The organism is Nocardia speluncae NBRC 108251 (genome assembly GCF_001613245.1).
In the GTDB taxonomy this organism is placed as follows: domain Bacteria; phylum Actinomycetota; class Actinomycetes; order Mycobacteriales; family Mycobacteriaceae; genus Nocardia; species Nocardia speluncae.
Genome location: NZ_BDBZ01000002.1, coordinates 584826 through 610161, shown reverse-complemented (window position 1 = coordinate 610161; position 25336 = coordinate 584826). Strand labels below are relative to the sequence as shown.

22 protein-coding genes are annotated in these 25336 nt (G+C 67.3%); 15 read left to right on the top strand and 7 right to left on the bottom strand.

Annotation, left to right across the window (positions count from 1 at the left end; translation table 11 throughout):
• The first annotated feature begins 300 nt into the window (after positions 1 to 300).
• The 4 genes from uvrC (at position 301) to whiA (ending at position 5498) form a co-directional block, all read left to right on the top strand.
• Positions 301 to 2343, top strand: coding sequence for an excinuclease ABC subunit UvrC (gene uvrC / locus NS6_RS05585; protein ID WP_068037188.1), 2043 nt, complete (start codon positions 301 to 303; stop codon positions 2341 to 2343).
• 244 nt (positions 2344 to 2587) lie between these two features.
• Positions 2588 to 3463 (top strand): RNase adapter RapZ, encoded by an 876-nt coding sequence (gene rapZ, locus NS6_RS05580; RefSeq protein WP_371859305.1) that lies wholly within the window; start codon positions 2588 to 2590, stop codon positions 3461 to 3463.
• Positions 3460 to 4524: a gluconeogenesis factor YvcK family protein gene (locus tag NS6_RS05575; RefSeq protein WP_068037183.1), complete on the top strand. Its 1065-nt coding sequence runs from the start codon at positions 3460 to 3462 to the stop codon at positions 4522 to 4524. Before rapZ ends, NS6_RS05575 begins: the two co-directional genes overlap by 4 nt.
• Positions 4521 to 5498, top strand: coding sequence for a DNA-binding protein WhiA (gene whiA / locus NS6_RS05570; RefSeq protein ID WP_174372421.1), 978 nt, complete (start codon positions 4521 to 4523; stop codon positions 5496 to 5498). Before NS6_RS05575 ends, whiA begins: the two co-directional genes overlap by 4 nt.
• 302 nt (positions 5499 to 5800) lie before the next feature.
• On the opposite strand, the gene NS6_RS05565 is transcribed toward whiA, so the two are convergent.
• Entirely contained in the window at positions 5801 to 6409 is a 609-nt protein-coding gene (locus tag NS6_RS05565) for a GNAT family N-acetyltransferase (protein ID WP_068037180.1), read from the bottom strand.
• 359 nt (positions 6410 to 6768) lie between these two features.
• Between NS6_RS05565 and gap the strand changes: the two genes are divergently transcribed.
• Genes gap through tpiA form a run of 3 tightly spaced genes read left to right on the top strand, consistent with a single transcriptional unit; the run spans position 6769 to position 9804 of the window.
• Positions 6769 to 7788 carry a type I glyceraldehyde-3-phosphate dehydrogenase gene (gap, locus tag NS6_RS05560; RefSeq protein WP_068037176.1) on the top strand — a complete coding sequence of 340 codons (1020 nt, stop codon included), beginning with the start codon at positions 6769 to 6771 and terminating at the stop codon, positions 7786 to 7788.
• A gap of 7 nt (positions 7789 to 7795) precedes the next feature.
• Positions 7796 to 9019, top strand: coding sequence for a phosphoglycerate kinase (locus NS6_RS05555; protein ID WP_068037173.1), 1224 nt, complete (start codon positions 7796 to 7798; stop codon positions 9017 to 9019).
• Positions 9019 to 9804, top strand: coding sequence for a triose-phosphate isomerase (tpiA, locus tag NS6_RS05550; RefSeq protein WP_068037170.1), 786 nt, complete (start codon positions 9019 to 9021; stop codon positions 9802 to 9804). Before NS6_RS05555 ends, tpiA begins: the two co-directional genes overlap by 1 nt.
• Here the strand turns inward: tpiA and NS6_RS05545 are convergent.
• On the bottom strand, positions 9746 to 11374 hold the full coding sequence (locus tag NS6_RS05545) for an MFS transporter (protein WP_068037168.1): 1629 nt from the start codon (positions 11372 to 11374) through the stop codon (positions 9746 to 9748). The genes tpiA and NS6_RS05545 overlap by 59 nt on opposite strands.
• A gap of 279 nt (positions 11375 to 11653) precedes the next feature.
• Here NS6_RS05545 and NS6_RS35125 point away from each other — a divergent pair, with 279 nt between their 5' ends.
• Both NS6_RS35125 and NS6_RS05535 read left to right on the top strand, forming a co-directional pair.
• Positions 11654 to 12199 carry a TetR/AcrR family transcriptional regulator gene (locus NS6_RS35125; RefSeq protein ID WP_068037165.1) on the top strand — a complete coding sequence of 182 codons (546 nt, stop codon included), beginning with the start codon at positions 11654 to 11656 and terminating at the stop codon, positions 12197 to 12199.
• Between the two features lie 332 nt (positions 12200 to 12531).
• A complete protein-coding gene (locus NS6_RS05535; RefSeq protein ID WP_068037162.1) occupies positions 12532 to 12825 on the top strand; it encodes a hypothetical protein in 294 nt (97 codons plus the stop codon).
• Between the two features lie 63 nt (positions 12826 to 12888).
• Here NS6_RS05535 and NS6_RS05530 read toward each other — a convergent pair whose 3' ends face one another.
• Positions 12889 to 13686, bottom strand: a complete 798-nt coding sequence (locus NS6_RS05530) for an META domain-containing protein (RefSeq protein WP_068037158.1) — start codon at positions 13684 to 13686, stop codon at positions 12889 to 12891.
• Positions 13687 to 13837: 151 nt separating this feature from the next.
• Here NS6_RS05530 and NS6_RS05525 point away from each other — a divergent pair, with 151 nt between their 5' ends.
• Genes NS6_RS05525 through secG form a run of 3 tightly spaced genes read left to right on the top strand, consistent with a single transcriptional unit; the run spans position 13838 to position 17082 of the window.
• Positions 13838 to 15196: an MFS transporter gene (locus NS6_RS05525; protein ID WP_084470633.1), complete on the top strand. Its 1359-nt coding sequence runs from the start codon at positions 13838 to 13840 to the stop codon at positions 15194 to 15196.
• Between the two features lie 31 nt (positions 15197 to 15227).
• Positions 15228 to 16835 (top strand): MFS transporter, encoded by a 1608-nt coding sequence (locus NS6_RS05520; protein WP_157112625.1) that lies wholly within the window; start codon positions 15228 to 15230, stop codon positions 16833 to 16835.
• Positions 16836 to 16848: 13 nt separating this feature from the next.
• The gene (gene secG / locus NS6_RS05515) at positions 16849 to 17082 is read left to right on the top strand and encodes a preprotein translocase subunit SecG (protein WP_062973979.1); all 234 of its coding nucleotides are present in this window, start codon (positions 16849 to 16851) and stop codon (positions 17080 to 17082) included.
• Between the two features lie 3 nt (positions 17083 to 17085).
• On the opposite strand, the gene NS6_RS05510 is transcribed toward secG, so the two are convergent.
• Entirely contained in the window at positions 17086 to 17934 is an 849-nt protein-coding gene (locus NS6_RS05510; RefSeq protein ID WP_068037155.1) for an SDR family NAD(P)-dependent oxidoreductase, read from the bottom strand.
• Positions 17935 to 17988: 54 nt separating this feature from the next.
• Between NS6_RS05510 and NS6_RS05505 the strand changes: the two genes are divergently transcribed.
• Positions 17989 to 18954 (top strand): alpha/beta fold hydrolase, encoded by a 966-nt coding sequence (locus NS6_RS05505; protein ID WP_245669137.1) that lies wholly within the window; start codon positions 17989 to 17991, stop codon positions 18952 to 18954.
• Between the two features lie 82 nt (positions 18955 to 19036).
• On the opposite strand, the gene NS6_RS05500 is transcribed toward NS6_RS05505, so the two are convergent.
• On the bottom strand, positions 19037 to 20854 hold the full coding sequence (locus NS6_RS05500; RefSeq protein WP_068037153.1) for a thiamine pyrophosphate-binding protein: 1818 nt from the start codon (positions 20852 to 20854) through the stop codon (positions 19037 to 19039).
• Positions 20855 to 21264: 410 nt separating this feature from the next.
• Here NS6_RS05500 and NS6_RS05495 point away from each other — a divergent pair, with 410 nt between their 5' ends.
• Complete coding sequence (locus NS6_RS05495; protein ID WP_068037150.1) at positions 21265 to 21933, top strand: HAD family hydrolase; 669 nt, start codon at positions 21265 to 21267, stop codon at positions 21931 to 21933.
• Positions 21934 to 22015: 82 nt separating this feature from the next.
• On the opposite strand, the gene NS6_RS05490 is transcribed toward NS6_RS05495, so the two are convergent.
• A complete protein-coding gene (locus NS6_RS05490) occupies positions 22016 to 22843 on the bottom strand; it encodes a class I SAM-dependent methyltransferase (RefSeq protein ID WP_068037147.1) in 828 nt (275 codons plus the stop codon).
• A gap of 71 nt (positions 22844 to 22914) precedes the next feature.
• Here NS6_RS05490 and NS6_RS05485 point away from each other — a divergent pair, with 71 nt between their 5' ends.
• A complete protein-coding gene (locus tag NS6_RS05485; RefSeq protein ID WP_068037144.1) occupies positions 22915 to 23514 on the top strand; it encodes a TetR/AcrR family transcriptional regulator in 600 nt (199 codons plus the stop codon).
• Here the strand turns inward: NS6_RS05485 and NS6_RS05480 are convergent.
• Positions 23480 to 25177 (bottom strand): thiamine pyrophosphate-dependent enzyme, encoded by a 1698-nt coding sequence (locus NS6_RS05480; protein ID WP_084470632.1) that lies wholly within the window; start codon positions 25175 to 25177, stop codon positions 23480 to 23482. The two genes, NS6_RS05485 and NS6_RS05480, sit on opposite strands and share 35 nt — an antisense overlap.
• Positions 25178 to 25336 lie beyond the last annotated feature (159 nt).

Below are 25336 nucleotides of genomic sequence, written 5' to 3'. Positions count from 1 at the left end.
CGGCAGGAGCAGTGAGGGTCGGTCCGTACGTGGGACGCGCGGTCGGCGCCGGGCTGCTGCGACAGTGGCCGCATGGACGATCTGCCTCGAGCCTGCATCCAGAAGGCGGAGAGCTCGTCTGCGTGCCCTGAACGGGGCCCTTGGCTGCCGATGAGGCCGGTCTGCGCGGAGAGAGCTTGCGCAGGCCGTTGTCCAGCAGCGGCACCGAGGTACAAGAGGTGGGTGCTGCCGGATCCGTTGCGGTGGCCGCCGGTCCCGGTGCCCGCCAGGGGTGTCGTAGCCTCGCACTAGGCTGAGTACGTGGCAGATCCCGCGACGTACCGGCCGCAGCCGGGCAGTATTCCGCTCGAGCCCGGTGTCTACAAATTCCGTGACTCCTACGGGCAGGTCATCTACGTCGGCAAGGCGAAAAGCCTCCGTAATCGGCTCAACTCGTATTTCGCCGATGTGGCCGCGTTGCATCCGCGGACGCGGCAGATGGTCACGACCGCCGCGAGTGTGGAATGGACCGTGGTTTCCACCGAGGTGGAAGCGTTGCAGCTGGAATACAACTGGATCAAGGAATTCGATCCTCGATTCAATGTCCGCTACCGCGACGACAAATCCTATCCCGTGCTGGCCGTCACTCTGAACGAGGAATATCCGCGGCTTTTCGTTTATCGGGGCGCGCGGAAGAAGGGGGTCCGCTATTTCGGGCCCTATGCACATGCGTGGGCGATACGGGAAACCCTCGATCTGCTGCTACGGGTTTTCCCGGCCCGGACCTGCTCGGCGGGGGTTTTCAAACGGCACGGTCAGATCGGCCGGCCCTGTCTTCTCGGTTATATCGATAAATGTTCTGCGCCCTGTGTGGACCGGGTATCGGCGGACGAGCACCGGCGCATTGTCGACGATTTCTGTGATTTCCTGGCCGGGCGTACCGACCGGATGGTCAAAGAATTGGAACGCCGGATGCACACCGCGTCCGGGGACCTCGATTTCGAAACTGCGGCTCGCCTCCGTGACGATGTGCAGGCCCTGCGCCGGGCGCTGGAAAAACAGGCCGTGGTGCTGGGCGACGGTACCGATGCCGATGTGATCGCTTTCGCCGGCGACGATCTGGAGGTCGCGGTGCAGATCTTCCACGTACGCGCCGGCCGGGTGCGCGGCCAGCGCGGCTGGGTGGTGGACAAATCCGGCGACGCGGCCGATACCCCGGAACAGGACGGAGAGCTCGCCGCGCTGGTGGAACAGTTCCTGACCCAGTTCTACGGTGAGCAGGCCGCAATCGCCGCGCAGACCGCCGGGGACCGGCCGGCGGCGGTTGTACCGCGCGAGGTTCTGGTGCCGGAGGTGCCCGCCGATGTCGATGAGGTCCAGCGCTGGCTGTCGCAACTGCGGGGCAGCGCCGTACGGGTACGGGTGCCGCAGCGCGGGGACAAGAAGGCGCTCGCCGAAACCGTGGCTCGCAATGCCACCGAGGCGCTCGCCCAGCACAAACTCCGCCGGGCCGGCGATCTGACCTCGCGTTCGGTGGCGCTGCAGGACATCCAGGACGCCCTCGACCTCGATACCGCGCCGCTGCGGATCGAATGCGTCGATATCAGTCATGTCCAGGGCACCGATGTGGTGGCCTCGCTGGTGGTGTTCGAGGACGGCCTGCCCAAGAAATCCGATTACCGGCACTATGCGATCCGGGAGGCGGCCGGCGGGGGCCGGTCCGATGATGTCGCCAGTATCGCCGAGGTCACTCGGCGCCGGTTCCTGCGGTTGCGCCGCGAGCGTGATGCCACCGAACAGGCCGATCTCGCCGGGACGGTCGAGGTCCCGGAGTTCGAGGCCACGCCCGGGGCGGAGGACCTCGCGGAGGAGGAGATCACCACCCGGCCCGGAATCGATCCGAAGACAGGCCGGCCCCGGAAGTTCGCCTATCCGCCGAATCTGTACGTCGTCGACGGTGGCGCACCGCAGGTCGCGGCCGCGGCCGAGGTACTCGACGAACTCGGGATCACCGATGTCGCGGTGGTGGGGCTGGCGAAGCGGCTGGAAGAGGTCTGGGTGCCGGGCGAACCCGACCCGGTGATCCTGCCGCGCACCAGTGAGGCGCTCTATCTGCTGCAACGCGTACGTGACGAAGCCCACCGTTTCGCCATCAGCTTCCATCGCAGTAAACGGTCCCGGCGGATGACCGCTTCCGCGCTGGATTCGGTGCGTGGGCTCGGCGCCACCCGGCGTACCGCGCTGGTAACGCATTTCGGCTCGGTGGCGCGGCTGAAGGAGGCGACCGTGGAGGAGATCATCGAGGTGCCCGGTATCGGCCGGGCCACCGCGGAGGCGGTGCTGGCCGCCCTGCACGACCGATAGCCTCCGGCGCGGCGCACGCACAACAGCGCGGTGACCGGCGCGGTTCACGTACGTTTGTTTCTGCGCCCCCGCGGTCGTGTTTCGGCGCTCCGGGGCAGGGACCGGGCGCGCACGTTGCAGCAGGGTGACCGAACGCATTCCCGAACACAGATCCGGGTGGTACATGACTCGCGTCGAATCGAACAGCAGTACGAAAGTGGTGGCGGGCGGGGGACCGGGTTCGGGGACCCCGGTCGAGGTCGTGATGGTGACAGGGCTGTCCGGTGCCGGGCGGGGGACAGCCGCGCGAGTCATGGAGGATCTCGGCTGGTATGTCACCGATAATCTGCCGCCGGAACTGATCGGACGGATGGTCGAACTCGGCGCCTCGGCGGATCCGCCCATCCGGCGGCTGGCGATCGTGATGGATGTGCGCAGTCGTTTTTTCACCGGCGATCTCCCTGCGGTCACCGACCAGTTACGCGCCCGCGGCGTGCCCACCCGGATCCTGTTTTTGGAAGCCTCCGACGATGTGCTGATCCGCCGGTTCGGGTTCGCCCGGCGGCGTCACCCGCTGCAGAACGACAGCGCCGACGGGACCCTGTCGGCCGGGATCGCCGCCGAACGCGTCCGGCTCGCCGGTGTGAAGGCCGCCGCCGATGTGGTCATCGACACCACGGAGCTGTCGATCCACCAGTTGCACCGGAAACTGGAAGAGGTCTACGGCGGCGGCACGCCCGCCGCACTGCAGCTGACCGTGCAATCGTTCGGATTCAAGTACGGTGTCCCGCTGGACGCGGACATGGTGCTGGATGTGCGTTTCCTGCCCAACCCGCACTGGGTACCAGAACTTCGGCAGCACACCGGTCAGGAAGCGGTGGTCAGTGACTATGTGCTGTCGCGTCCGGGCGCCGAGGACTATCTGCAGACCTGCGGGCACCTGATCGAGCTGACCACCCAGGGTTACCGCCAAGAGGGGAAGCGATACATGACCGTCGCAGTGGGCTGTACCGGCGGCAGACATCGCAGTGTCGCGATCGCCGAGGCCCTCGGGCAGCTGGCGGGCCGCAGCATCGATAACGATGCGGACGGTTCTGTCGATACGGTGCGGGTATTGCACCGAGATCTGGGGCGCGAGTGAACGGCCCCGATACCGGTCCCGGAACTCGCCACGGTCCCGAAGTCGTCGCACTCGGCGGCGGTCACGGTCTCTACGCCACCCTGTCTGCGGTACGCCGGCTCACCCGGCGGGTCAGCGCAGTGGTCACCGTTGCCGATGACGGTGGCTCCTCCGGTCGGCTGCGCAGGGAACTCGGGGTTCCGCCGCCCGGCGACCTGCGGATGGCCCTCGCGGCGCTGGCGGCCGACGCCGACGGTGTCCTCACCCGGACCGTGCAGCACCGATTCGGCGGGACCGGTGCGCTGGCCGGGCACTCGGTCGGGAATCTGCTGCTGGCCGGTCTCACCGAGGTGCTGGGTGATCCGGTGGCCGCCCTGGACAAGGTCGGTGAGCTGCTCGGTATCAGTGGCCGGGTACTGCCCATGTCGACCCTCCCGCTCGATATCGAGGCCGATGTTTCGGGTTTGGAGACCGACCCGCGGGTGAGCCGCTGTATTCGCGGTCAGGTGGCTGTGGCCACGACCCCCGGCAAGGTGCGCCGGGTGCGGTTGCTGCCCGCCGACCCGCCCGCCTGCGCCGAGGCCGCCGCCGCCATCGAAGGAGCGGATGCGGTGGTCCTGGGACCCGGATCGTGGTTCACCAGTGTCATCCCGCACCTGCTGGTGCCCGGCCTGCGCGATGCGCTGGTCCGCACCCGGGCGCGTAAGGTGCTGATTCTGAATCTGGTCGCACAACCCGGTGAGACGGCGGGTTTCTCCGCCGAACGCCATCTGCATGTATTGTCCCAGCACGCACCGGATTTCGCGGTCGACGAGGTTCTGGTCGATTCCGGGTGCGTTCCGGAGGGCCGCGAGCGTGAACATGTGGCCAGAGCGGCCGGGCAACTGCGGGCACGAGTAGTCTTTTCCGATGTCGCCGACGCGGGAACGGCCCGGCACGATGCCGGAAAGCTCGCCGCCGCACTGGATCAACTGATCCGCGAGCCCCGGCCGGCGGTGCCGGGGCTTCGAGTCGAGGGACGGCACATGGGTCAGGATGTGCGGTCCGGGTTGGGTGGAAAGGAGCACTTTTCGTGGCGATGACAGCTGAAGTGAAAGACGAGCTGAGCCGGCTCGCGGTAACACAGGTGAGTGCGCGTAAAGCCGAACTGTCCGCCCTGCTGCGTTTCGCCGGCGGTCTGCATATCGTCGGCGGGCGGGTGATCGTCGAAGCCGAAGTCGATATGGGCTCCATCGCGCGGCGGCTGCGGCGGGAGATCTTCGAGCTCTACGGATACGGGTCGGATGTGCATGTGCTCAGTGCCGGTGGCCTGCGCAAATCCTCCCGGTACGTGGTCCGGGTCGCGAAGGAGGGCGAAGCCCTCGCGCGCCAGACCGGGTTGCTGGATGTACGCGGCCGGCCCGTGCGCGGACTACCCGCCCAGGTCGTCGGCGGCAGTGTCGCGGATGCCGAAGCCGCATGGCGCGGCGCCTTCCTGGCTCACGGCTCGCTCACCGAACCCGGCCGTTCCTCGGCACTCGAGGTGAGTTGCCCCGGCCCGGAGGCGGCGTTGGCGCTGGTGGGCGCCGCGCGGCGGCTCGGCATATCGGCGAAAGCGCGGGAAGTGCGTGGCACCGACCGGGTCGTGGTCCGCGACGGTGAAGCGATCGGTGCGTTGCTCACCCGGATGGGCGCCCAGGACACCCGGCTCACCTGGGAGGAGCGCCGGATGCGGCGCGAGGTCCGCGCCACCGCCAACCGGCTCGCCAACTTCGACGACGCCAACCTGCGGCGTTCGGCGCGTGCCGCGGTCGCAGCGGCGGCGCGGGTGGAACGTGCGCTGGAACTGCTCGGTGAGGATGTTCCGGACCATCTGGCGGCGGCGGGAAAGCTGCGTGTCGAGCATCGGCAGGCCTCCCTCGAAGAACTCGGCCAGCTCGCCGACCCGCCGATGACCAAGGATGCGGTGGCCGGTCGTATCCGGCGGCTGCTGTCCATGGCCGATCGGCGAGCCAAGGAACTCGGCGTGCCGGATACCGAATCGGCGGTCACGGCGGAGTTGCTCGACGACGCCTGAGCCGCCACACGTCATGGACCGGGAGCCGGGAGCGTGCCGCGGTTACACCTTGGCGCCCATGACATGGTGCGGCGCCGGCACCGGGTGGCGGTTCCTGCCCGGCATGCTCGTCGCGATCGGCACCTCTCCCGTCGGCCGACGTGGTGCGGTCGCCCGAGAACGTGGCTCGACGCGGACGATCGCGACGGCGATCGGATCTGCTCGCTGGTCCACGCACTGTTGTGCGGTCGGAACACCGGCGGATCAGCGGCGCGTCGGCCGGTTCCCGGAGCCGGCCACTCGGCCCAGCGGGGCCGGAACGGCTAAGGCCGGCGGAGCATGGACCAGGTCAGAGGGCCGCCGTCCGGGATTACGACTTCCGCGGTCACGTGGAAACCGAGGTGTTCGTAGAAGCGCACGTTCTCCGCGGTCGACGTCTCCAGGAACGCACCGACCCCCTCGCGCTCGGCAGCGGCCAGGCCGGGCTCGATAACCGCTCGGCCGAGTCCACTGCCCCGGCGAGTGGGGTCGACGCCCACGGTGCCGAGAAACCAGACGGGCTCGACCGGGCGGTGTGGCTGCATTGCCGTCTCCGCCGCTGCATGCGCCTCGGCGCGATCACCGGCCAGTTCGGTGAAGCGGGGGGCGAGTTCGGTGAATACCGCGCCGGCGTCGGTGGCGGGAGTGGTCCAGACGGCGACCGCGTCACCGTCGTCGGCGACCCACACCCTGCCGTGGGGTAGTCCGATGCGGGTGAGGAAGAGCTCCTGGAACTCGGCGAGCCGGCGTTCGTGTTCGTCGGCGGCGATGGTGTGCCGGGTCCAGGGGTAGTCGGCGAAGGCTCGGGTGAGACTTCTCGTGGCGCGGGGGAGATCGGCGGGTGTGGCCGGACGGACGTCGGGCCCGGATTCGGGGAGCGGGGTGCTGGACATCCCCACCCATCCTGCAGTGCGGCGGTCCGGGTTGCCAGTGTTTTACGGAGCTCGCCGAGGTGTCCGCTGCACCCGTAGGTGCAGCGGACTGAGACGGCGGCGCCGAGGGCACCCACCACAACCGTCACCACCGCCGGAACCAGGACAGTGGCCGCAGTGAGATGGGATCTCGGCAGTGCGGCGCTCGGTCGCCGGCCCCGTGCGTCGGGACACGTGGGCGGCTTCCGTGGCTGCCGAGGCCCGTGTGCGCCCGGATAGGCAGTGCTCACGAACTCCAGGGGTGTGTCGGCCAGATGACCCGAAGGCATTAGTGTGGGTGGCGTCGGAATCATCCGCTTGACTGCTGAGGAGCGAGAAACGTGACTGTCCGGGTAGGTATCAACGGCTTCGGTCGTATCGGACGTAACTTCTTCCGGGCGGTGGAGGCGCAGAAAGCGCTCGGCACCACCGATATCGAGATCGTGGCGGTCAACGACCTCACCGACAACGCGACTCTGGCCACCCTGCTCAAATACGATTCGATCCTCGGCCGGCTGCCCGAGGATGTCTCGCTGGACGGCGAGGACACCATTGTGGTCGGCGACCAGCGCATCAAGGCGCTGGCCATCAAGGAGGGCCCGGCGGCCCTGCCGTGGGGCGATCTGGGCGTGGACGTCGTCGTCGAGTCCACCGGTATCTTCACCGACGCCACCAAGGCCAAGGGGCACCTGGCCGCCGGTGCCAAGAAGGTCATCATCTCCGCGCCCGCCAAGGGCGAGGACATCACCATCGTGATGGGTGTCAACGACGACAAGTACGACGGCAGCCAGAACATCATCTCCAACGCGTCCTGCACCACCAACTGCCTGGGCCCGCTGGCGAAAGTACTGAACGACGAGTTCGGCATCGTCAAGGGTCTGATGACCACCATCCACGCCTACACGCAGGACCAGAACCTGCAGGACGGCCCGCACAAGGATCTGCGTCGCGCCCGCGCCGCCGCAGTGAACATCGTGCCGACCGGTACCGGTGCGGCCAAGGCCATCGGCCTGGTGCTGCCGGAGCTCAACGGCAAGCTCGACGGCTATTCGCTGCGGGTGCCGATTCCCACCGGTTCGATCACCGACCTGACCGCGGATCTGGCGAAGAAGGCGACGGTAGACGAGATCAACGCGGCGTTCAAGACGGCCGCCGACGGTCCGCTGAAGGGCATCCTGAAGTACAACGTGGACCCGCTCGTCTCCAGCGATATCGTCACCGATCCGCATTCCTCGATCTACGACGCGCCGCTGACCAAGGTCATCGACGACCAGGTGAAGGTCTACTCCTGGTACGACAACGAGTGGGGCTACTCCAATCGCCTCGCCGACCTCATCGGCCTCGTCGGCAAATCCCTCTAGGACCGGCGTGAGCATCAAAACTCTGGACGATCTCCTCGCCGAGGGCGTCGAGGGACGCGGCGTACTGGTGCGCTCCGACCTCAACGTTCCCCTCGACAACGGCGAGATCACCGATCCGGGCCGGATCATCGCCTCGGTGCCGACCATCCGCGCACTGGTGGAAGCCGGTGCGAAGGTTGTCGTCACCGCGCATCTCGGTCGCCCGAAGGGCGCCCCGGATCCGGCGCTGTCGCTGGCTCCGGTGGCTACCCGTTTGGCCGCCGAACTGGGTCGCAATGTGCAGCTCGCCGGTGATGTGGTGGGCCAGGACGCGCTCGCGAGGTCCGAAGGCCTCACCGACGGCGATGTGCTGCTGCTGGAGAACATCCGTTTCGATCCACGCGAGACCAGCAAGGACGACGGCGACCGCGCGAAACTGGCCGCTGCGCTGGTGGAACTGGTCGGCGACGACGGTGCGTTCGTCTCCGACGGTTTCGGTGTGGTCCACCGGAAGCAGGCGTCGGTATACGACGTGGCGAAACTGCTGCCGCACTATGCGGGCACACTGGTCGCCGCGGAGGCCGACGTGCTTGCCAAGCTCACCGAATCCACCGACCGCCCCTACGCGGTGGTGCTCGGCGGGTCGAAGGTATCGGACAAACTGGCCGTGATCGAGGCGCTGGCCCCCAAGGTCGACACCTTGGTTATCGGCGGCGGGATGTGCTTCACCTTCCTGGCCGCGCAGGGTCTGTCCGTCGGATCTTCGCTGCGGCAGGAGGAGATGATCGATACCTGTAAGCAGTTGCTCGACCGTTACGCCGATGTCATCCATCTGCCGCGCGATATCGTGGTCGCCGATTCCTTCGCCGCGGACGCGGAAACGAAGGTCGTGCCGTGCCACGAGATCCCGGATGGCTGGCTGGGCCTGGATATCGGCCCGGAATCGGTGCAGCGTTTCGCCGCACTGCTCACCGAGGCGCGCACGGTGTTCTGGAACGGCCCGATGGGCGTATTCGAGTTCGACAAGTTCGCGGCAGGTACCCGTGGCGTTGCCGAAGCCATCGCCACGGCCACCGGTAAGGGCGCGTTCACCGTTGTCGGTGGTGGCGATTCGGCGGCGGCCGTGCGGGCGCTCGGTATCCCGGAGAGCGATTTCTCGCATATCTCCACCGGTGGCGGTGCCTCGCTGGAATCCCTGGAAGGTAAGACGCTGCCCGGCATCAGCGTGCTCGACGATGCGGAGGACGCGTGATGGCTCGGAAACCGCTGATCGCGGGCAACTGGAAGATGAACCTCAATCACCTCGAGGCCATTGCTCTGGTGCAGAAGATCGCGTTCGCGCTGCCGGACAAGTACTTCGACAAGGTCGATGTGACGGTGATTCCGCCGTTCGTCGATCTCCGCAGCGTGCAGACGCTGATCGAAGGCGACAAACTGCGGATCACCTATGGTGCGCAGGACGTTTCGGTACACGAATCCGGCGCCTACACAGGTGAGGTCAGCGCGGCCATGCTGGCCAAGCTGGGGTGCCGGTTCGCGGTGGTCGGGCACTCCGAGCGCCGCCAGTACCACAACGAGGATGATGCCACGGTGCTCGCCAAGGCGAAGCAGGCACTGAAGCACGGGGTCACCCCGATCGTCTGCATCGGTGAGGGGCTCAACGTCCGCGAGGCGGGCACCCACGTCGAATACAACCTCGAGCAGTTGCGGGGTTCGCTGAAGGGCCTGAAGCCCGAGGAGATCGCGAAGGTTGTCATCGCCTACGAACCGGTATGGGCGATCGGCACCGGAAAGGTCGCCACACCGGCCGATGCGCAGGAGGTGTGCGGCGCCATCCGTGGCGAGCTCGCGCAGTTGGCCGGACCCGAGGTTGCCGAAACCGTCCGGGTGCTCTACGGCGGTTCGGTGAACGCCAAGAATGTCGGTGAGCTGAGCAAACAGACCGATATCGACGGTGCGCTGGTGGGCGGAGCTTCGCTCAAGGGCGACGAATTCGCCACGCTTTCCGCGATCGCCGCGGGTGGTCCACTGCCCTGAGCAGGTGAAGGATTCGAGGCCCGCCGGGTACCGTCCCGGCGGGCCTCGGTGTTTCGGGCGGTCCGGGTGCCCAGAAAACGAAGACGGCAGCGGCAACGAGACTGATGACCGCGAGGACGAACACCGTCTGGTGCAAGCCGTCGAGGAAGGCGGCCCGGGCGAGGTCGAGCAGTGGTTGCGCTTGCGGGCCGGCCTGCTCGGCGAGCTGGGTGGTGGCGGCGAGGGAGTGCGCGACGGGCTCGCGAGCCGGTGCGGGCAGTTGCGGCAGGCTGGGGGCGATACTGGCGCCGTAGCCGGTGGCCAGGACGGTGCCGGCGACGGCGATACCGATGGCCGCGCCGATCTCGCGCGCGGCGTCGTTGACCGCGGCGGCGACGCTGTGCATATCGATATCGGCGTCGGTCATGATCGCGGTGGTGGCCGGTGCCGCGGCCAGGCCGATCCCGATGCCCACGATGGACAACGGGATCAGCACACCGGGATAACCGGATTCGGTTGTCAGGCGGGTCAGGAGCAGCAGGCCGGTGGCGAGAACGGTCAGGCCGGCGATCGTGGGCAGCCTGAGTCCGTAGCGGGCGGTGAGCCGGGACGACAGTACCGACAGTCCGACGACGGCGATCCCCATGGGCAGAACTGCGACGGCGGCGTGCAGGGGGCTGTAGCCCATGATCAACTGCAGATACTGGACAACGATCATGAACAGTCCGAAGGTGACGAGGAACTGGACGGCCAGCGATGCGGCGCCGCAGCCGAAACCGCGCCGTGCGAACAGCCGCAAATCCAGCATGGGATACCGGACGCGGAGTTCGGTCAGGATGAACAGCTCGGTCGCGAGCGCGGCGCCCGCCAGACCGGCCAGAATGTAGGGATCGCTCCATCCGCGGTCGGCAACCGAGATCAATGACCAGACCAGTAGTGCGATCGCGGTGACCCCGGTCAACGCACCGAACGGGTCCAGCCCGGTCGGCGCGGTACTGCGGGATTCGGTGAGGGTGAACCCCGCGGCGGCCAGGACCACCGCGGCGGCAGCCATGCCGATGAAGATGGACTGCCACGACCACCACTGCAACAGCAGCCCGGAACCGATCAGACCGAGCAGACCGCCGGAGCCGGCGGCCCCGGCCCATACCCCGACCGCCCGCCCCGAGGCACCTGGCGGAAATGCGGTGGTGATCATGGACAGGGTGGACGGCATCACCAGCGCTGCACCGATACCGGCGAGTATGCGAGCGCCGATGATCCAGTCGACCGACGACGTGACCGTGGGGATCATCGAGGCGGCCGCGAACACGAGCAGCCCGCTGACGAGCAGCCGGCGCCGGCCGTAGCGGTCGCCCAAGGCGCCGGCGGGCAGAACCAGGCAAGCCAAGGCGAGGGTGTACCCGTCGACGATCCAGGTCGCCTGGGTGTGATCCGCGCCCGTGGCGATCGAGATCTGCGCCAACGAGGTATACAGGGCGGCCATCGACGCGATCACCAAGGTGACGGCAAGGCAGGACACGACAAGCGTCCGGCGCTGCGTCCACGACCGGACACCGGCATGGGGATCGAGCAATTCGGTGGTCGACATCCGATCTCCATTCGCAATCCGAGGCACTGCCGGTTTCGAGTACCGGGTGGCAACCGAAGGCGGGCGTACACCGCTCCGAAGTACCGGCGGCCCGGCGACCATCGGCCGCCGGCGCGGTACCCCCGCCTCCACAGTTGTCCTCAGGTAGCGCCGGAACAAGATCTGCGACTGAAGTCGATACACCTCGGGCGGTCATGCCGACGCATGCTGTCGCAGTCCATGGAGATGAACTGGGCAATATCGGAATCTTCGACGCAGCGAATGTCTCATACTGAGGCTATGGCGCGAGACTGGCTGCTCGGTGCGGACCGCCACGACACCGCGGCCGACCACATCTACGCCGCGGTCGCGGACCTGATCACGCGGCGAGGTTTCGACGGTCTCGACGTCGATACGGTCGCGCGCCACGCGCACTGCTCGCGCGCCACCGTCTACCGTCATACCGGTGGCGTAATCCATCTGCGCGAGACCGTCCTCGCTCGCGCGGCGAACCGTATCGCCGGAGTGGTCGAATCGGCTCTCGGTGATCTTGCCGGCCCCGATCGTGTGTTCGCTGCACTCACCGTCACACTGCGTGAGGTGCGTTCCGATCCGATCGTCGTCGCGTTTCTCGCCTCGCAGCACGGACCCCGTTCGGTAATGACCTTCGCGGAATCGCCGGCCCTGATCGGTATCGTTTCCGACATGCTGGGTACGCGCCCGGACGATCCGCTCACCGGCGTCTGGTTCATCCGGTCGGTGTTGTCACTGCTGCTGTGGCCGGCCGACGCCGAAACGGAAGCTCAGCTCCTCCAACGTTTCCTCATTCCTGCTCTCTACCAGTAGGACGTCCCGGGCCGGACCTGATACCCCGGCTGCGCCGCGCGCCCGGGGTTTTCCGGTTCACCGCCGCCGATCACCTCGACCGTTCCGCTTGCCGCTCGTGCCGCATCCGGGGAATTCGCCTATCGCGCCCAGACCAGCGGTCCGGCCGTCCTCGACGATCTCGATCCCGGCCGTCGCTCCAACACACCGAGCACGGTGACATCAGCCCAGCCGGCGCGACGAGCCCATCGACGGGCGGGTGCCGCTCGGTTACCGGGGATCCGGCTGTGGGTGCGGAATACTGCGGTGCCGGAAGCGGCCAGCCCGCAATGCCGAGCGAAAGGACCAGCTGAGTGCGATATATCGTCGAAACCGTAGGTGCCTTCGCGGTCGGCGCCGCGATCACAGTGACCGTTCCGTTCCCCGCTCACGCGACGCCCGGGGAATTCTCCTATCGGTCACAGATCGGCGGCCCGGCCGTGCTCGACGATCTCGACCCCGACCGTTGCTACAACACACCGGGCGCGGCCGGAGTTCTCGCCAACGACACCGGTATGCACGTGGCCGCGTTTCCCGGGCCCAACTGCGAGGGTGTGCCCATGGACGCGGAAACCCGGGCATTCGAGAGCGTGGTGTTCAGCTCGTAGCCGCGGCCGCGGCGGTTGCGGAGGCGCGACCCCTGCCTCGTACGAGCCGACCCGGCAGTCGACCTACCGGGCGCGCAGTGTCAGGCCGTGGCCGTTGGTGTTGTGCAGGGTGAGGGTATCGGCGTCGACGGTGGCCTGCGCGGTGCCGTCCAGGGCAGCCAGCACTGCCTGTTCCACTTCCATGACCTCGGGCGTGCACATCATGCGAGTGGTGGCCGCGGTGAACGCGATGTCGGCGCCGGCCGGGGTCTCGGTGACCTCTGCGCGCCCCGTCAGCCGATTGCAGCCGGCGAACCCGGTGAGACCGCCGTCTTCGGCGATGGTGAGGTTGGGCCGCACTTCCTCGATCGTGCGGGACGATACCTGCGCTTGCGGGGTGAGCAGCGTGGTGACGATCCATTCGGTGCCACGGATCGGCCGGTCCGGTTGCACCACTTTCTTGTCCGTGAGCGCCACCGTCGAGTTCTTGCCGGTCAGTGTCAGCCGGTTGCCGTCGAGTTCCCAGGTCGGCTCGCCGCGCAGTAGTTCGCCGACCCAGGTATCGGAGCCGGCGCGTTCACCGGGGCAGCCGGCGAGGGTGCTGGCCAGTTCGGAAACGTGCAGAACATGATCGTGTAGATCCACCGCACCACTGTGCTTGTTGCAGCCGGCGTCGGCGGTGATCCGGCCGTCGGCGAAAACCAGGGTGAGCGGTCCACCACCCGGGATCGCTGTGCCGGTGACCTCGGTGGAGATATAGGTGTGGCCCATCGGCGTCGAATCGGGCGCCGCGGGCTCGGGCTCCTCATCGTTCGAGCAGGCCGTGGCAGCCAGCAGGGTGAGGGCGAGGGCCGCACCGAATCGGAGCAGTCGTCCGGGCATGCCGCCGATGTTACCCGGCGCGTGCCGGTGGCCCGTGCGGCGACATCGGGGGTTTATCCGTCCTCGAATCGCGCTGATTCCAACCCTGCCGGCACTCGCCGTGCCGCCATAACCTCACCGGTCGAGTCGATGCCGTACCGAAGGGGGCACCATGTCGTTGCCGGAAATCGCGGCGGTGCCCGCCCGCGCGGACGAGCCCGCGGTTCCGGCCGAGGAAGACGCGGGCGGACTGGCCGCCGGCGACACCCGGAAAGCGGTTGCCGCGAGCCTGATCGGAACCACTGTCGAGTGGTACGACTTCTTCCTCTACTCCACCGCGGCGGGCATTGTTTTCGACAAACTGTTCTTCCCGAGCAGCAGTGCATTCGTCGGAACCATGCTGTCGTTCGCGACCTTCGCTGTGGGTTTCCTGATGCGTCCGGTGGGCGGTCTCGTGTTCGGGCATATCGGTGACCGGATCGGCCGCAAACGTACGCTCGCATTGACGATGGCCATCATGGGCGGATCCACGGCCCTGATGGGCGTACTGCCCACCGCCGCCGCGATCGGTGTTGCCGCGCCGATCCTGTTGCTGGCGTTGCGGATGCTGCAGGGGTTCGCGCTGGGCGGGGAATGGGCCGGTGCGGTACTGCTGGCCGTCGAGCACAGCCCCCGCCGGAAAGTGGGATTGTTCGGTAGCTACCCGCAGGTCGGGCTGGCACTCGGCCTGGCGCTGGGCACCGGGGTCTTTGCGCTGCTGCGCACGGTGTTGAGCGAAGACGCGTTTCTGGCTTACGGATGGCGGATCGCGTTCGGCGCCAGTGTGGTGCTGGTGCTGATCGGGCTGGTGGTCCGGCTGAAGATCGATGAGACGCCGGCCTTCCGTGAGGTGGATCGGCTGAACCGGATCTCGAAAGTGCCGGTGGTCGAGTTGTTCCGCAGCGCTCGTTCCCGGCGTAATACCGTCTTGGGGTTGCTGTCCCGCTGGGGTGAGGGCGCGGCGTTCAACACGTGGGGTGTTTTCGCGATCAGCTTCGCAACCGTTCAGCTGGGTTTCGAGCAGGTGCCGGTACTGCTGGCGGTCACTGTCGCAGCGGTGGTGATGGCCGCGCTCATCCCGGTATCCGGTCTGCTCACCGACCGTTTCGGGCCGCGGCGGGTGTACATTGCCGGGATCGCGGCCTACGGGGTGCTGGTGTATCCGGTGTTCCTGCTTTTCGAAACCGGCAATATCGTCGTCTTCACCGTGGCCGTCATCGCAGTGTTCGGGGTGGCGCATGCGCTCTTCTACGGTGCGCAAGGCACCTTGTACGCCGGACTGTATCCGCCCGAGGTGCGGTATACGGGTTTATCGTTCGTCTATCAGTTCTCCGGTATCTATGCTTCGGGGCTGACGCCGATGATCGTTACGGCGTTGATCGCGGCCGCCGGTGGCGCACCATGGCTGGCCTGCGGGTATCTGGTGAGCACCGCGGTGGTGAGTGTGATCGCCACCCGGTTCATCAGTGAGGAAGACCGCCTCACCGCGTGAGCGTGCGGCTTTCCTTTCAGAGCACACGGCTATGCTGTCCCGAGTGACCACAGCCGCGCCGAAACCAGTTTCTACCTGGGCGCCGCTGCGATCCCCGGTCTATCGGGCGCTTTGGATCGCCCAGCTGGTCTCCAATCTCGGTACCTGGATGCAGATGGTGGGCGCCCAGTGGGTGCTGGTCGACGGACCCAATGCGGCGGCTCTGGTTTCGTTCGTCCAGACCGCGACGACGCTGCCGGTGATGATCCTGTCGATACCGTCCGGGGTACTCGCCGATCTGCTGGACCGCCGGCGCCTGCTGCTCGGCGCGCAATCCACCATGGCGGTGCTGGCGGCGGTCCTGGCAATCGCGACTGCCACCGGGCACACCACTCCCTCGGTGCTGCTCATACTGTTGTTCTTACTCGGCTGCGGTCAGGCGGTTGTCGCGCCCTCCTGGCAGGCGATCCAGCCCGAATTGGTCCCGCGTGACCAGATTCCGTCCGCCGCGGCACTGGGCAGTATGAATATGAATATCGGCCGGGCAGTGGGTCCGGCGGTCGCGGGCGTGCTGGTCGCGCTGTCCGGGCCGGCGCTGGTGTTCACTCTCAACGCCTTTTCCTTCTGCGCCATCGTCGGGGCGCTGCTGCTGTGGCGGCGACCGAAGGTGGAGCGCGAATTCCCGAGCGAACGCCCGCTGGCGGCCTTGCAGGCCGGGACCCGGTTCATCAAATCGGCACCGGCCATCCGGCGGGTGTTGCTGCGCACCGCGCTGTTCGTCGCTCCCGGTAGTGCGTTGTGGGCGCTGCTACCTGTGATCGCACGCGATCAGCTGGGCCTGGGATCCTCCGGTTACGGCGTTATGCTCGGCGCGCTCGGAGTGGGGGCCGTACTCGGCGCGGTGAGCCTGGCGCGGGTGCGGGCGCTGCTCACACCCACCCAGCAGGTCGCCGTCGCCGCGCTGGTGTTCGGTGTGGCCTGCTGCGGAACCGCGCTGCTGCGGGTCGAGGCGCTGGTGCTGATCCTGCTGGTATTCGCCGGCGCGGCCTGGCTGCTCACACTCTCGACCATGAACGCCACCATGCAGCTACTGCTCCCCGGGTGGGTGCGGGCGCGTGGGCTGTCGGTGTACATGCTGGTTTTCATGGCCGGCCAGGCGATCGGCTCGGTGGTGTGGGGCCTGGTCGCCGGCGCCTACGGCGCGGTCACCGCCCTGCTGGTCGCCGGTGCGCTGCTCGGGTTCGCCGCGCTCAGTACCATATGGCTGCCCATGCGCCAGTTCGCGGCCGGTTTCGACCTGACCCCGCATGCGTACTGGCCCGAACCCGAGCTGGTGGTGGAACCGGAACCGGATGACGGCCCGGTGCTGGTGCTCAAGGACTACGACGTACCGGCGGGCCGGGTTCCCGAATTCCTCGACGCGATGAGTTACGTGGGCCGGTCCCGGCAGCGCACCGGTGCTATGGAATGGCGGCTGTACCGCGATGTCGGCGCCGCGGACCGCTACGTCGAGGCATTCGTGGTGCGCTCCTGGTCGGAGCATATGCAGCAGCACAAGGTGCGGCTGACCGCCCAGGACCTGATGCGTGAACGCGCGGTCGCGGAATTCGCTCACGACGAGACGCTCACCCACCTGGTGTCGGTCGAACCGCGCGCATAGATACACTGTCCGCATGCGGATGTTCCTGGATATCCTCCTGATCGTCACCAGCCTGCTGCTGGTGCTGATGGTGCTGTTGCACCGCGCCAAGGGCGGAGGTTTGTCCAGCCTGTTCGGTGGTGGGACGCAGTCGGCGCTGTCCGGTTCGACCGTTGCGGAGAAGAACCTCAACCGCATCACCATCTTCACCGGGCTGGTCTGGTTCATCGCGATTCTGGGGATCGGGCTGGAGATCAAGTTCGCCTGATCGTCAGTCGGTCCGGGGTATCCGTCCGTCGATATCGGTGAATCCGTAGTCCTCGGCCAGATCGGCCACTTTCCAGGCATTACCCGCTCGCTTCTTGCGGTCGGGGTCGGCGGCCAGCGCCACTACGGCTCGGCCCGCGAATCGGGGCGTTTCGGCCTCGTCCAGGTCGAAGCTGCCCTCACCCGGCAGGGTCACCACGCGTTTACCCGTGTCATCGGCGGGCACCAGCTGCAGTAGTTCGGTGGCCACCAGGCCCGGCCAGATCGATACGGCCGTGACCTCGGTATCGGTGAGATCCCGGGCGAAATCGGCGGTCATCCGGTCCAGTGCCGTTTTTGCGATCCCGTAGACGGCGTTGTGCATGGCGCGCTGCGCGCCGGGGGAGGACACGTTCACGATGAGACCGCCCGCTTTCAGCAGCAACGGTGCCGCGTACACGGCTGCGACGTAATGGGAACGCACCCCGATTCGGAACGTCTCGTCCCAGGCTTTCGGTGGTACGTCCCAGAATTTGCGGCCCAGCCAGCGGGCGGCGGCGGGGGAGTTGTAGACGTTGTTGACCAGGACGTCGAGCCGGTCGTGTTCGGTGCCGATGCGCTCGAACAGGGCCGCTGTGGCCTCGTCGTCGCCGTGATCGCAGATGGCGGGTATGCCGGTGCCGCCCAGCTCGTCGATCTGCGCGGCCGTCTCGTGCACCGTGCCCGGGAGCTTGCCGGGCTGTTCCGATCGCCCGGTGACGTATACGGTCGCGCCGGCCGCGCCGAGTTCCAGCGCGATACCTTTGCCGATACCGCGACTCGCACCGGTGACGACTGCGATTCGATTTTTCAGGGAGTGTGGTGTTCCGCTCACAGTCCCGGGACGTTACCGTGAAAATGTAACGCGTTCTAGTATTCGGGAGGTTCCGTGACGCCGATACACCGGTTCATCGATACCGGGGGTGTGCGGATGCACATCACCGAACAGGGGCAGGGCGATCCGGTGATCTTCTGCCACGGATTCCCGCACACCGGATACGTATGGCACCGGCAGCTCGCCGCCCTGTCGGCGGCCGGATACCGGGCGATCGCTCCCGACCTGCGCGGCGCCGGCCGCACCGACGCCCCCGCCGCAATCGACGACTACACCAACCGGGCCGTGATCGGCGATCTGCTGGCGTTGCTCGACGATATCGGCGCCGAACGAGCGGTATTCGTGGGTGTCGATTTCGGCGCCGCCCTGCTGTGGGAACTCGGAATGCGGGCACCGGAACGGGTACGCGGCCTGGTCGTGCTGAACAATCCGTTCGCACCGCGCTCGCCGAAACCACCCGGGTATTACTGGGCGAAAATGGCCGAACGGCACTTCCTCCATATGCAGTACTTCCAGGAACCCGGCGTCGCCGATGCCCATCTCGCCGCGCAGCCGCGCGAATTCCTGTCCCGGGTGTACTACGCGCTGAGCGGTGACTACCACTACCTCGATGTCTGGCAGAACCCGCCGGGTATGCGTTATATCGATGCGCTGCCGCAGGCCCCGCAATTCCCGTGGCGGTGGCTTCCCGAAGCGGAATTCGACATCCTCGCTGCCGAATTCGAACGCACCGGTTTCACCGGCGGACTGAATTGGTACCGCGCCCTCGACCGCAACTGGGAGCTCACCGCCGAGTACGCGCACGCCGCTCCTGTCGCGCCGGTGTATTTCGTGTACGGGGAGAACGACCCGGATATGGAGGGGTTCAGCGGCCGCGATCCGCTCGAAACCATGCGCGCGACGCTGCCGGACCTGCGCGCTGTCCGGCAGGTGCCCGGTGCAGGGCACCTGGTTCAGTTGGAGGCGACCGAAGCCGTAAATGCCTTCCTGCTCCATGCCTTGGGAGAACTGACCGTTTGACAGGGGGCGTGCGCACCTGCCCTGCCGAATTCTTGCGGCAGGGCAGGGCACGCATGCGGCTGCGCGGCGTCGGCCGGTCGGTTCACGCCCCGTCGCCGGTGCGTGTCCGGAAGACGCTCTCCATCCCCTCGACCCGCCACACACCCGTCCAGAACTCGGTCCGGCTGGGCGTGACCAGTTCGATCAGGTGGGGGCGCCGCGCGGATAGCGCGCGCTCGATCTCTGCGGTCAGCGTTTCCGACGCTGCCACGACACTCTCTGTCACCGATGTTTCATCCGGCCATACGACAACCGAACTCGACAGTCCGAATCCGGAAGCGATTGCGGAATAGCTCATCTCGGCGATGTTGTCCAACGGCAGGACGTTCTCCCCGAGTCCGTCGAAGTCCGCTTGTTTGCCGAGGCAGACACTGGCACCGTTGTTGCACACCAAGACGACGAGCGGGGCGTCGTGCTCGCTGGCAGCTGCCAGAGCCTGCAGGCCGTTGGTGAATCCGTGGTCGCCCAGGGTGGTCAGAACATGCAGGTCCGGGGAGGTGACGGCAAGACCGACCGAGGTCGGCAACCCACCCCCGACAAAAGCGCCGTGGCTACCGAAGACCTGCACGCCGAGGGGAAGGTGCTGATAATTACGTGCCACCAGGCCGCCGAACATGAGGCTGTCGTCCACGACAACCGGATCACCGACCGACTCGAGTCCACGGCCGAGGGCGCGCACCAGTTCGACGGCGCCCGCGGAGCATTTCGGGTCGGCTGCGCCCGGGTTCGGGATCGATGGACGGCCCTCGGCTCCGGCGGCTTCCTCTGTGTGGTCGCTGCGGTTGCCGAGTTGATCGGTGATCGCGCGCATCGATATGCGTACGTTTCCGGGCACCAGCACATCCTCGGAGGTGAGGTAACCGTTCTTCGTGGTCGCCGCGATATTGCTTGTGAGAGCGATCTTGCGGCATGCAGGCAGCGGGCCCACGACCCGGGGGTACATATTCCGGTCCTCCACCGTGACGAGAAGATCGGCGGAGTCGAGTAGGTGCCGATGTTCCGAATCGGTGGGTTCGTAGGGACCGATGAACGACGGTACGGTTTCCGCTCGTACCTGCTGGAAGAGCATCGGCCCACGCTGGTAGGCCGTCTGAAGTACGGGTGCGCCCAAGGCAGCGGCGAACGCGGCGAGCTCCGACTCGGCGCTCGGATCCCGCAACAGGTAGTCCTCGACCAGGATCACCGGACGCTGCGCCGCGGATGCCAGGGTCACCGCTGCGGTGGTCTCCAGCGATGCGTCGGCCGGTCGTGCCGATCCCGGATCGGCCCGCATATCGGCAGGAACGAACCGGCCGACCAAGAGGTCTTGCGGCAGGCCGAGCAGGACGGGGCCGTAGGGAGCCTCGGCCAAAGTATCGAGCGCCTGGGTGACGACCTTCAGAAACGCCTGCGGGTCGGGCGAGCTCGGCGTCGAGGTATCGAAGGCGGCTTTCGCGAAGGCGCCGGCGGCGGCGATGAGATCGGGCTCGGCGTGCGGGGGGAGATACCGGGCCGATGACCGCGACGGCATACCGACCATATAGAGCACCGGTATCTCACTGCGTCGGACATCCGCTGAGGCGCCGAGGGCGTTGGTCAAACCACGGGCACCGTGCAGAATTGCAGCGCACTTCGCCGGGCCCGGAAAGTTGCCGCCCGCCGCCATGAACGCGGCCTCTTTGTCACCGCGTGCGTTGATCAGCCTGAGACCGTCGCGCTCGGCGATGGCCGCGCTCAGCGCGAGCTCGGAGGTTCCCGGGTAGGCGAAGACGGTGGAAATTCCCCGATCCGCCAAAGCGCGGGCTACGGATTCGGCACCGGTGATCATGGGGGCCGCCGGTTGCCGGGATTCGTCGGAGCTGACGCGCGTCGAGCTGGTCATGTTGCGGTTCACCTTTCACTGCACTGGTCGACAGGGAATGTCGAGGCATTCGACGGCGGCGGGGTCGGGAAACCACGGAACCGGTCGGTGGCTTCGAATTCTGGCGCTTCTGCTGCCGTGCCCGCTCTCTGTCAGTTCGGGGGCGCAGTACATGTGCCGTCGGCAAACGGTCCTACGGCGTTCTCAGCCGATTCGAAACCACCACACCGATGGATTTACCACAGTGGCGGCGAGTATGCGGTGCGAGTGATCCCAGCAGTGACGAGGATTCACGAGCCTCGCCCACGTCGGCAATGCGCTGTGCGGGAACACGATTGCGCTGTCCACCTGGCAGAGCGCCCGCCCACCTGGTGATGTCGGCTGTGGTGAAGTGATAGGCCGCCGCCGGGGATCCTCCGTAACCTGGCCGTATGACTATCCGCGGTGTGCTGTTCGATTTCTCCGGTACTCTCTTCCGATTCGAGCCGGTACTGGACGAGCTGGTGGGCGATGATGGTGACGCCTTGGCAGGCGAGGCTCAGGCCGAGGTGATGCGGCGGATGACGGCGCCGGTCGGTGGGCCGGGCGGTCTGCCGGAGCGGTTGCGCGACGAATGGGAACGGCGGGACCTGGATCCGCCGCTGCATCGGGATCTGTATCTGGCAGTGCTGCGTGGGTCCGGGGTCGGTAATCCGGAATATCTGTACGAACAACTGCTGTCGGCGGAGGCATGGCGGCCGTTCCCGGATACAGAGGCCGCCCTGACCGCAGTGGCCGCGGCCGGGTTGCCGATCGCCGTGGTGAGCAATATCGCCTGGGATATCCGGCCGGTGTTCAAACATGCCGGGGTCGCCGAGCAGGTGAACGAATTCGTCCTGTCGTATGCCGAAGGTGCGGTGAAACCCGACCCGCGGCTCTTCGAAATCGCCTGTCACCGTATCGGTATCGTGCCCGGTGAGGTACTGATGATCGGTGACAGTGCCGAGGCCGACGGCGCTGCCGCCGAACTGGGTTGTGCGGTCACTCTGGTGGAACCCGGGCCGGCCGACCAGCGGCCGCGCGCACTACTGGATGCGCTTGCCGAGTACGGCATCCGTTGATACGGACGGCTCGGCCGAGGCCCTCGACGAGCCGGCCGGTGCCCGCTCTGCCCGCAATCTTCGCGCCACCGCGGTCTGGTGCTCAGGCAGTGAGCGCGGCGGTCGCGGCGAGTGTGGTGTACGGCATGGTGAAACCGCCGCCGATCGCGTCGATGGCAGTGCCGACACTGTCGAGGACGACCGCCAGCTGATCCGGTGCGAGCCGGGTGAGCGGGCCGGTGGTGGGTAGATGGTCGAGCCATTGGTCCCGGGTGTAGGACTGCTCCCAGTCGAAACGCCACTGCTCCGGTTCGCCGAACCTGCCCGTCCGGCGGATGCCGTCGGCGGCTGCGGCGAACATTTCCCGATAGGTTTCCAGGGCGGATTTCGCCTGGACGGCCGCGCGGGTGAAGGGGGAATCGGGTGCCACCTGCGTGTAGGCCGCCGCGAGTGCCCGGGTGACTTCGTCGGGGGCATCGAAAACATGCCCGAATACGGCTATCCGGCCGCCCGGACGCAGCACCTGCGCAGCCTTTGCAGGTCCGGCGACCGGGTCGACCCAGTGCCAAGCCTGGCCGGCGGCGACCGTGTCGAAGGTGCGGCCTGCCGGATCCCAGGCTTCGAACGTGCAGGTTTCGACCTCGACCCCGGTGCCGCGGGCGAATTCGGCCATTCGGTCGTCCGGGTCGATGCCGAGCACCGTGCCCCCCGCTTCCTGGAACTGCCGGGCTTCGATGCCGGTGCCGCAACCGATATCGAGAACGTCGTGGCCGGGGCTCGTGGCGATGATCCGGGTGATGAGAGTGTCGGGGTAGCGGGGGCGAGCCCGGTCGTAGCGTTGGGGGTCGGCTCCGAACGATTCGGCGACCGCGCGGTGCCGATGCGGCTGCGGCCGGGGAGGCGAAGCGGAGTGCCGCGGTAGAGTGGGCATGTGCCCACATTAGTGGGCATGCGCCCACTGGGCAATCGGTGGGCCCCGAACGAGGTGGAGGGACGAACTCGGTGCCGACCGGTGTGCATATCCGAGACGCGCGTCAGCAGCTGTTCGACGCGGCCGAACGAATCCTGCTGCGAGACGGGGCGGGCGCGCTGACCAGCCGCGCCGTCACCGCCGAAGCCGGAGTGGCCAAAGGAGTCCTGCACAGGTATTTCGCCGACTTCGACGCATTCCTCGCCGAACTCGTCGGAGACCGGCTCGCCCGGCTCGCGGACCAGGCGGTGACCCTGCGTGGTTCCGCCGGCACCGGGACCGTGACCGGCAATCTCACCGAGGCATTGGCCGAACTGTTCGACCCGGTCGCGGTGGCGATCGTCGCCCTGGTCGTCGCGCGGGACGAGCTGCGCACGCGGCTACGCCGGAACCGGCCCATACCCGGCCTGCCCGTCCTGACGGAGGCCGGCACCATGATCGCCGTCTATCTCGCGGACGAATGCGCCCTGGGCCGTATCGCGGCCGACGCGGATACCGACTCGCTCGCGCTGTCGCTGATCGGTGCCGGACATCTGCTGTTCGCGGGTGCCCCGGTACGTCCCGATACCGCCGCCGTGGCCCGTATTGTGGAAACGATTACGGCCGATGTCGTCCAGCGGCGGCTGCTGTGAGGCGAAGCAGCGAATCGATGCTCGGCAAGCGGCCCGCCGAGAAGAACGAGAGGGTGGCCGCTTCGCCCCGCAACTGGTCCAGGGCGTTGTGCAGGTAGGCCAGATATTGGATTTCCGGAATCGGGACGAACCCCGCCAGCCCGGCGCCGAGCGCGGTACCGAGAATGCTCTGCTCGTCGAGCAAAGTGTCGAATACGCGGCGCGCGCCGAATCTTTGACGAAGTCCTTTGGTGACCCCGTACACACCTCCTTTACGACCCACGTCCTCGCCGAAAACGAGGACATCGGCATCACGAGCGAGCAGTTCGGCGAGAGTCTGGTCGAGTGCCTGCGCCAGCGTCACCCGATTCGCCGGCGGCGCCTCCGAACTGCCGGATCTCGGGTGATCCGTGGCGGAGGCCGGGGGCTCGTGCTGAGCGCCGTCCACCGGCAGCCCGGCCGCAAATGCGCCGTCGGTCGCAGAGACAGCGTCGTGACCGCCGGCTTCGTGCGGCGCGTCCGGGCGTCGGGGCGCAGGGCTCAGCGGACCGGAACGCAGGACGTCGGCACGTACCGATTCCGGGCGGGCCGGTGCCAGTGGCGCGATCACCTGATCCGCCGAGCCCAGTTTCGGTTCCCGGCACACGTCTTCGGCCGTGGCGGCCACCTGTCCGGCCAGCCGGTCGTAGTGGCCGAGGATCTCCCGCGGCGTACAGATTCCTGCGGAGACGAGTAGGCGAGCGGTGGCGGTGACCGGGTCGCGGGCCAGATCGGCCGCGATCGCGGCGCGATCGCGATAGGCGGATTCCACATCGGACCCGGCATGCCCGAACAACCGCACGGTCCTCAGCCGCAGGAATGCCGGCCGCTGGTGCGTGCGCACCCATGCGACGGCGTCGGAGGCCGTGGTGACCGTATCGAGGAGATCGCATCCGTCCGCGCTGAAATAGCGCAGACCCGGCCGGTGACCGTAGGCCTGCTCGATCCACTCCGGTGGCGTGGGAACACTGATCCCGATCCCGTTGTCCTCGCAGACGAACAACACCGGGACCGCCACGCCGAGATGGGCTGTATGCGCCGCGGTGTTGATGGCACCGGCGGCGGTCGAATGGTTGGCCGAGGCATCACCGAAACCGCACAGCACCACCGCATCCGGTGGCCACGGGCACTCGAGGCCGAGGCGGGCGGCGCGGTCGATGGCGAACGCGAGCCCCACCGCGCGTGGTAGCTGGGAAGCAATGGTCGAGGTCTGCGGAATGATATGGGCCGCTGTGCTGCCGAACACCTTGTGCCGGCCGCCGGAGAGGGGATCCGCGGCGGCGGCAACCACACCGAGCAGGAGGTCCCGTACCGGATCCACACCGCCTGCCCGGCGCACCCGCTCGACGAACAGTGCCCCGGAACGGTAATGCGGCAGGAGTGGGTCGGTAACACGGCTCGCGGCGGCCAGGGCCACATTGCCCTCGTGCCCCGACGATCCGATGCTGTAGAACCCTCGCCCGCTCGCCCCCAGCCGCCGGGCCGCCAGATCGGCCTGCCTGCTCAGCACCTGCGCGGTGAACAATTCGAGGCAGTCCGCCCCGGTGAGCCCCGGCGCGAGTGCGCGATCGGGCGCAGTGGCCGCGGCGGGACTCAGTTCCGCGATCTCGGCGCGGAACCGCTGATCGGCCTCGTCGATATTCACCGGACCCTCACCGTTGCGAGCCTAAGGCGAGGAGCGGAGGGTCGAGGTGCATTGTCACGGCAAGTCGCGCCACACCGGCAGGTCGGAGATATGTCACGCGGCATCCATGTGCGCACGCGTTCGTCCTGACCACACCGGTGAGCCTCGCCGTAACCTTTG

Coding starts and splice junctions, on each gene's coding strand:
- NS6_RS35125 (WP_068037165.1), top strand. CDS start 11,654: ATGGCGCGAGACTGGCTGCTCGGTGCGGACCGCCACGACACCGCGGCC.
- tpiA (WP_068037170.1), top strand. CDS start 9,019: ATGGCTCGGAAACCGCTGATCGCGGGCAACTGGAAGATGAACCTCAAT.
- NS6_RS05520 (WP_157112625.1), top strand. CDS start 15,228: ATGCTGTCCCGAGTGACCACAGCCGCGCCGAAACCAGTTTCTACCTGG.
- NS6_RS05530 (WP_068037158.1), bottom strand. CDS start 13,686: ATGCCCGGACGACTGCTCCGATTCGGTGCGGCCCTCGCCCTCACCCTG.
- NS6_RS05565 (WP_068037180.1), bottom strand. CDS start 6,409: ATGTCCAGCACCCCGCTCCCCGAATCCGGGCCCGACGTCCGTCCGGCC.
- NS6_RS05525 (WP_084470633.1), top strand. CDS start 13,838: ATGTCGTTGCCGGAAATCGCGGCGGTGCCCGCCCGCGCGGACGAGCCC.
- rapZ (WP_371859305.1), top strand. CDS start 2,588: ATGGTGACAGGGCTGTCCGGTGCCGGGCGGGGGACAGCCGCGCGAGTC.
- NS6_RS05500 (WP_068037153.1), bottom strand. CDS start 20,854: ATGACCAGCTCGACGCGCGTCAGCTCCGACGAATCCCGGCAACCGGCG.
- whiA (WP_174372421.1), top strand. CDS start 4,521: ATGACAGCTGAAGTGAAAGACGAGCTGAGCCGGCTCGCGGTAACACAG.
- NS6_RS05490 (WP_068037147.1), bottom strand. CDS start 22,843: ATGCCCACTCTACCGCGGCACTCCGCTTCGCCTCCCCGGCCGCAGCCG.
- NS6_RS05545 (WP_068037168.1), bottom strand. CDS start 11,374: ATGTCGACCACCGAATTGCTCGATCCCCATGCCGGTGTCCGGTCGTGG.
- secG (WP_062973979.1), top strand. CDS start 16,849: ATGCGGATGTTCCTGGATATCCTCCTGATCGTCACCAGCCTGCTGCTG.
- NS6_RS05495 (WP_068037150.1), top strand. CDS start 21,265: ATGACTATCCGCGGTGTGCTGTTCGATTTCTCCGGTACTCTCTTCCGA.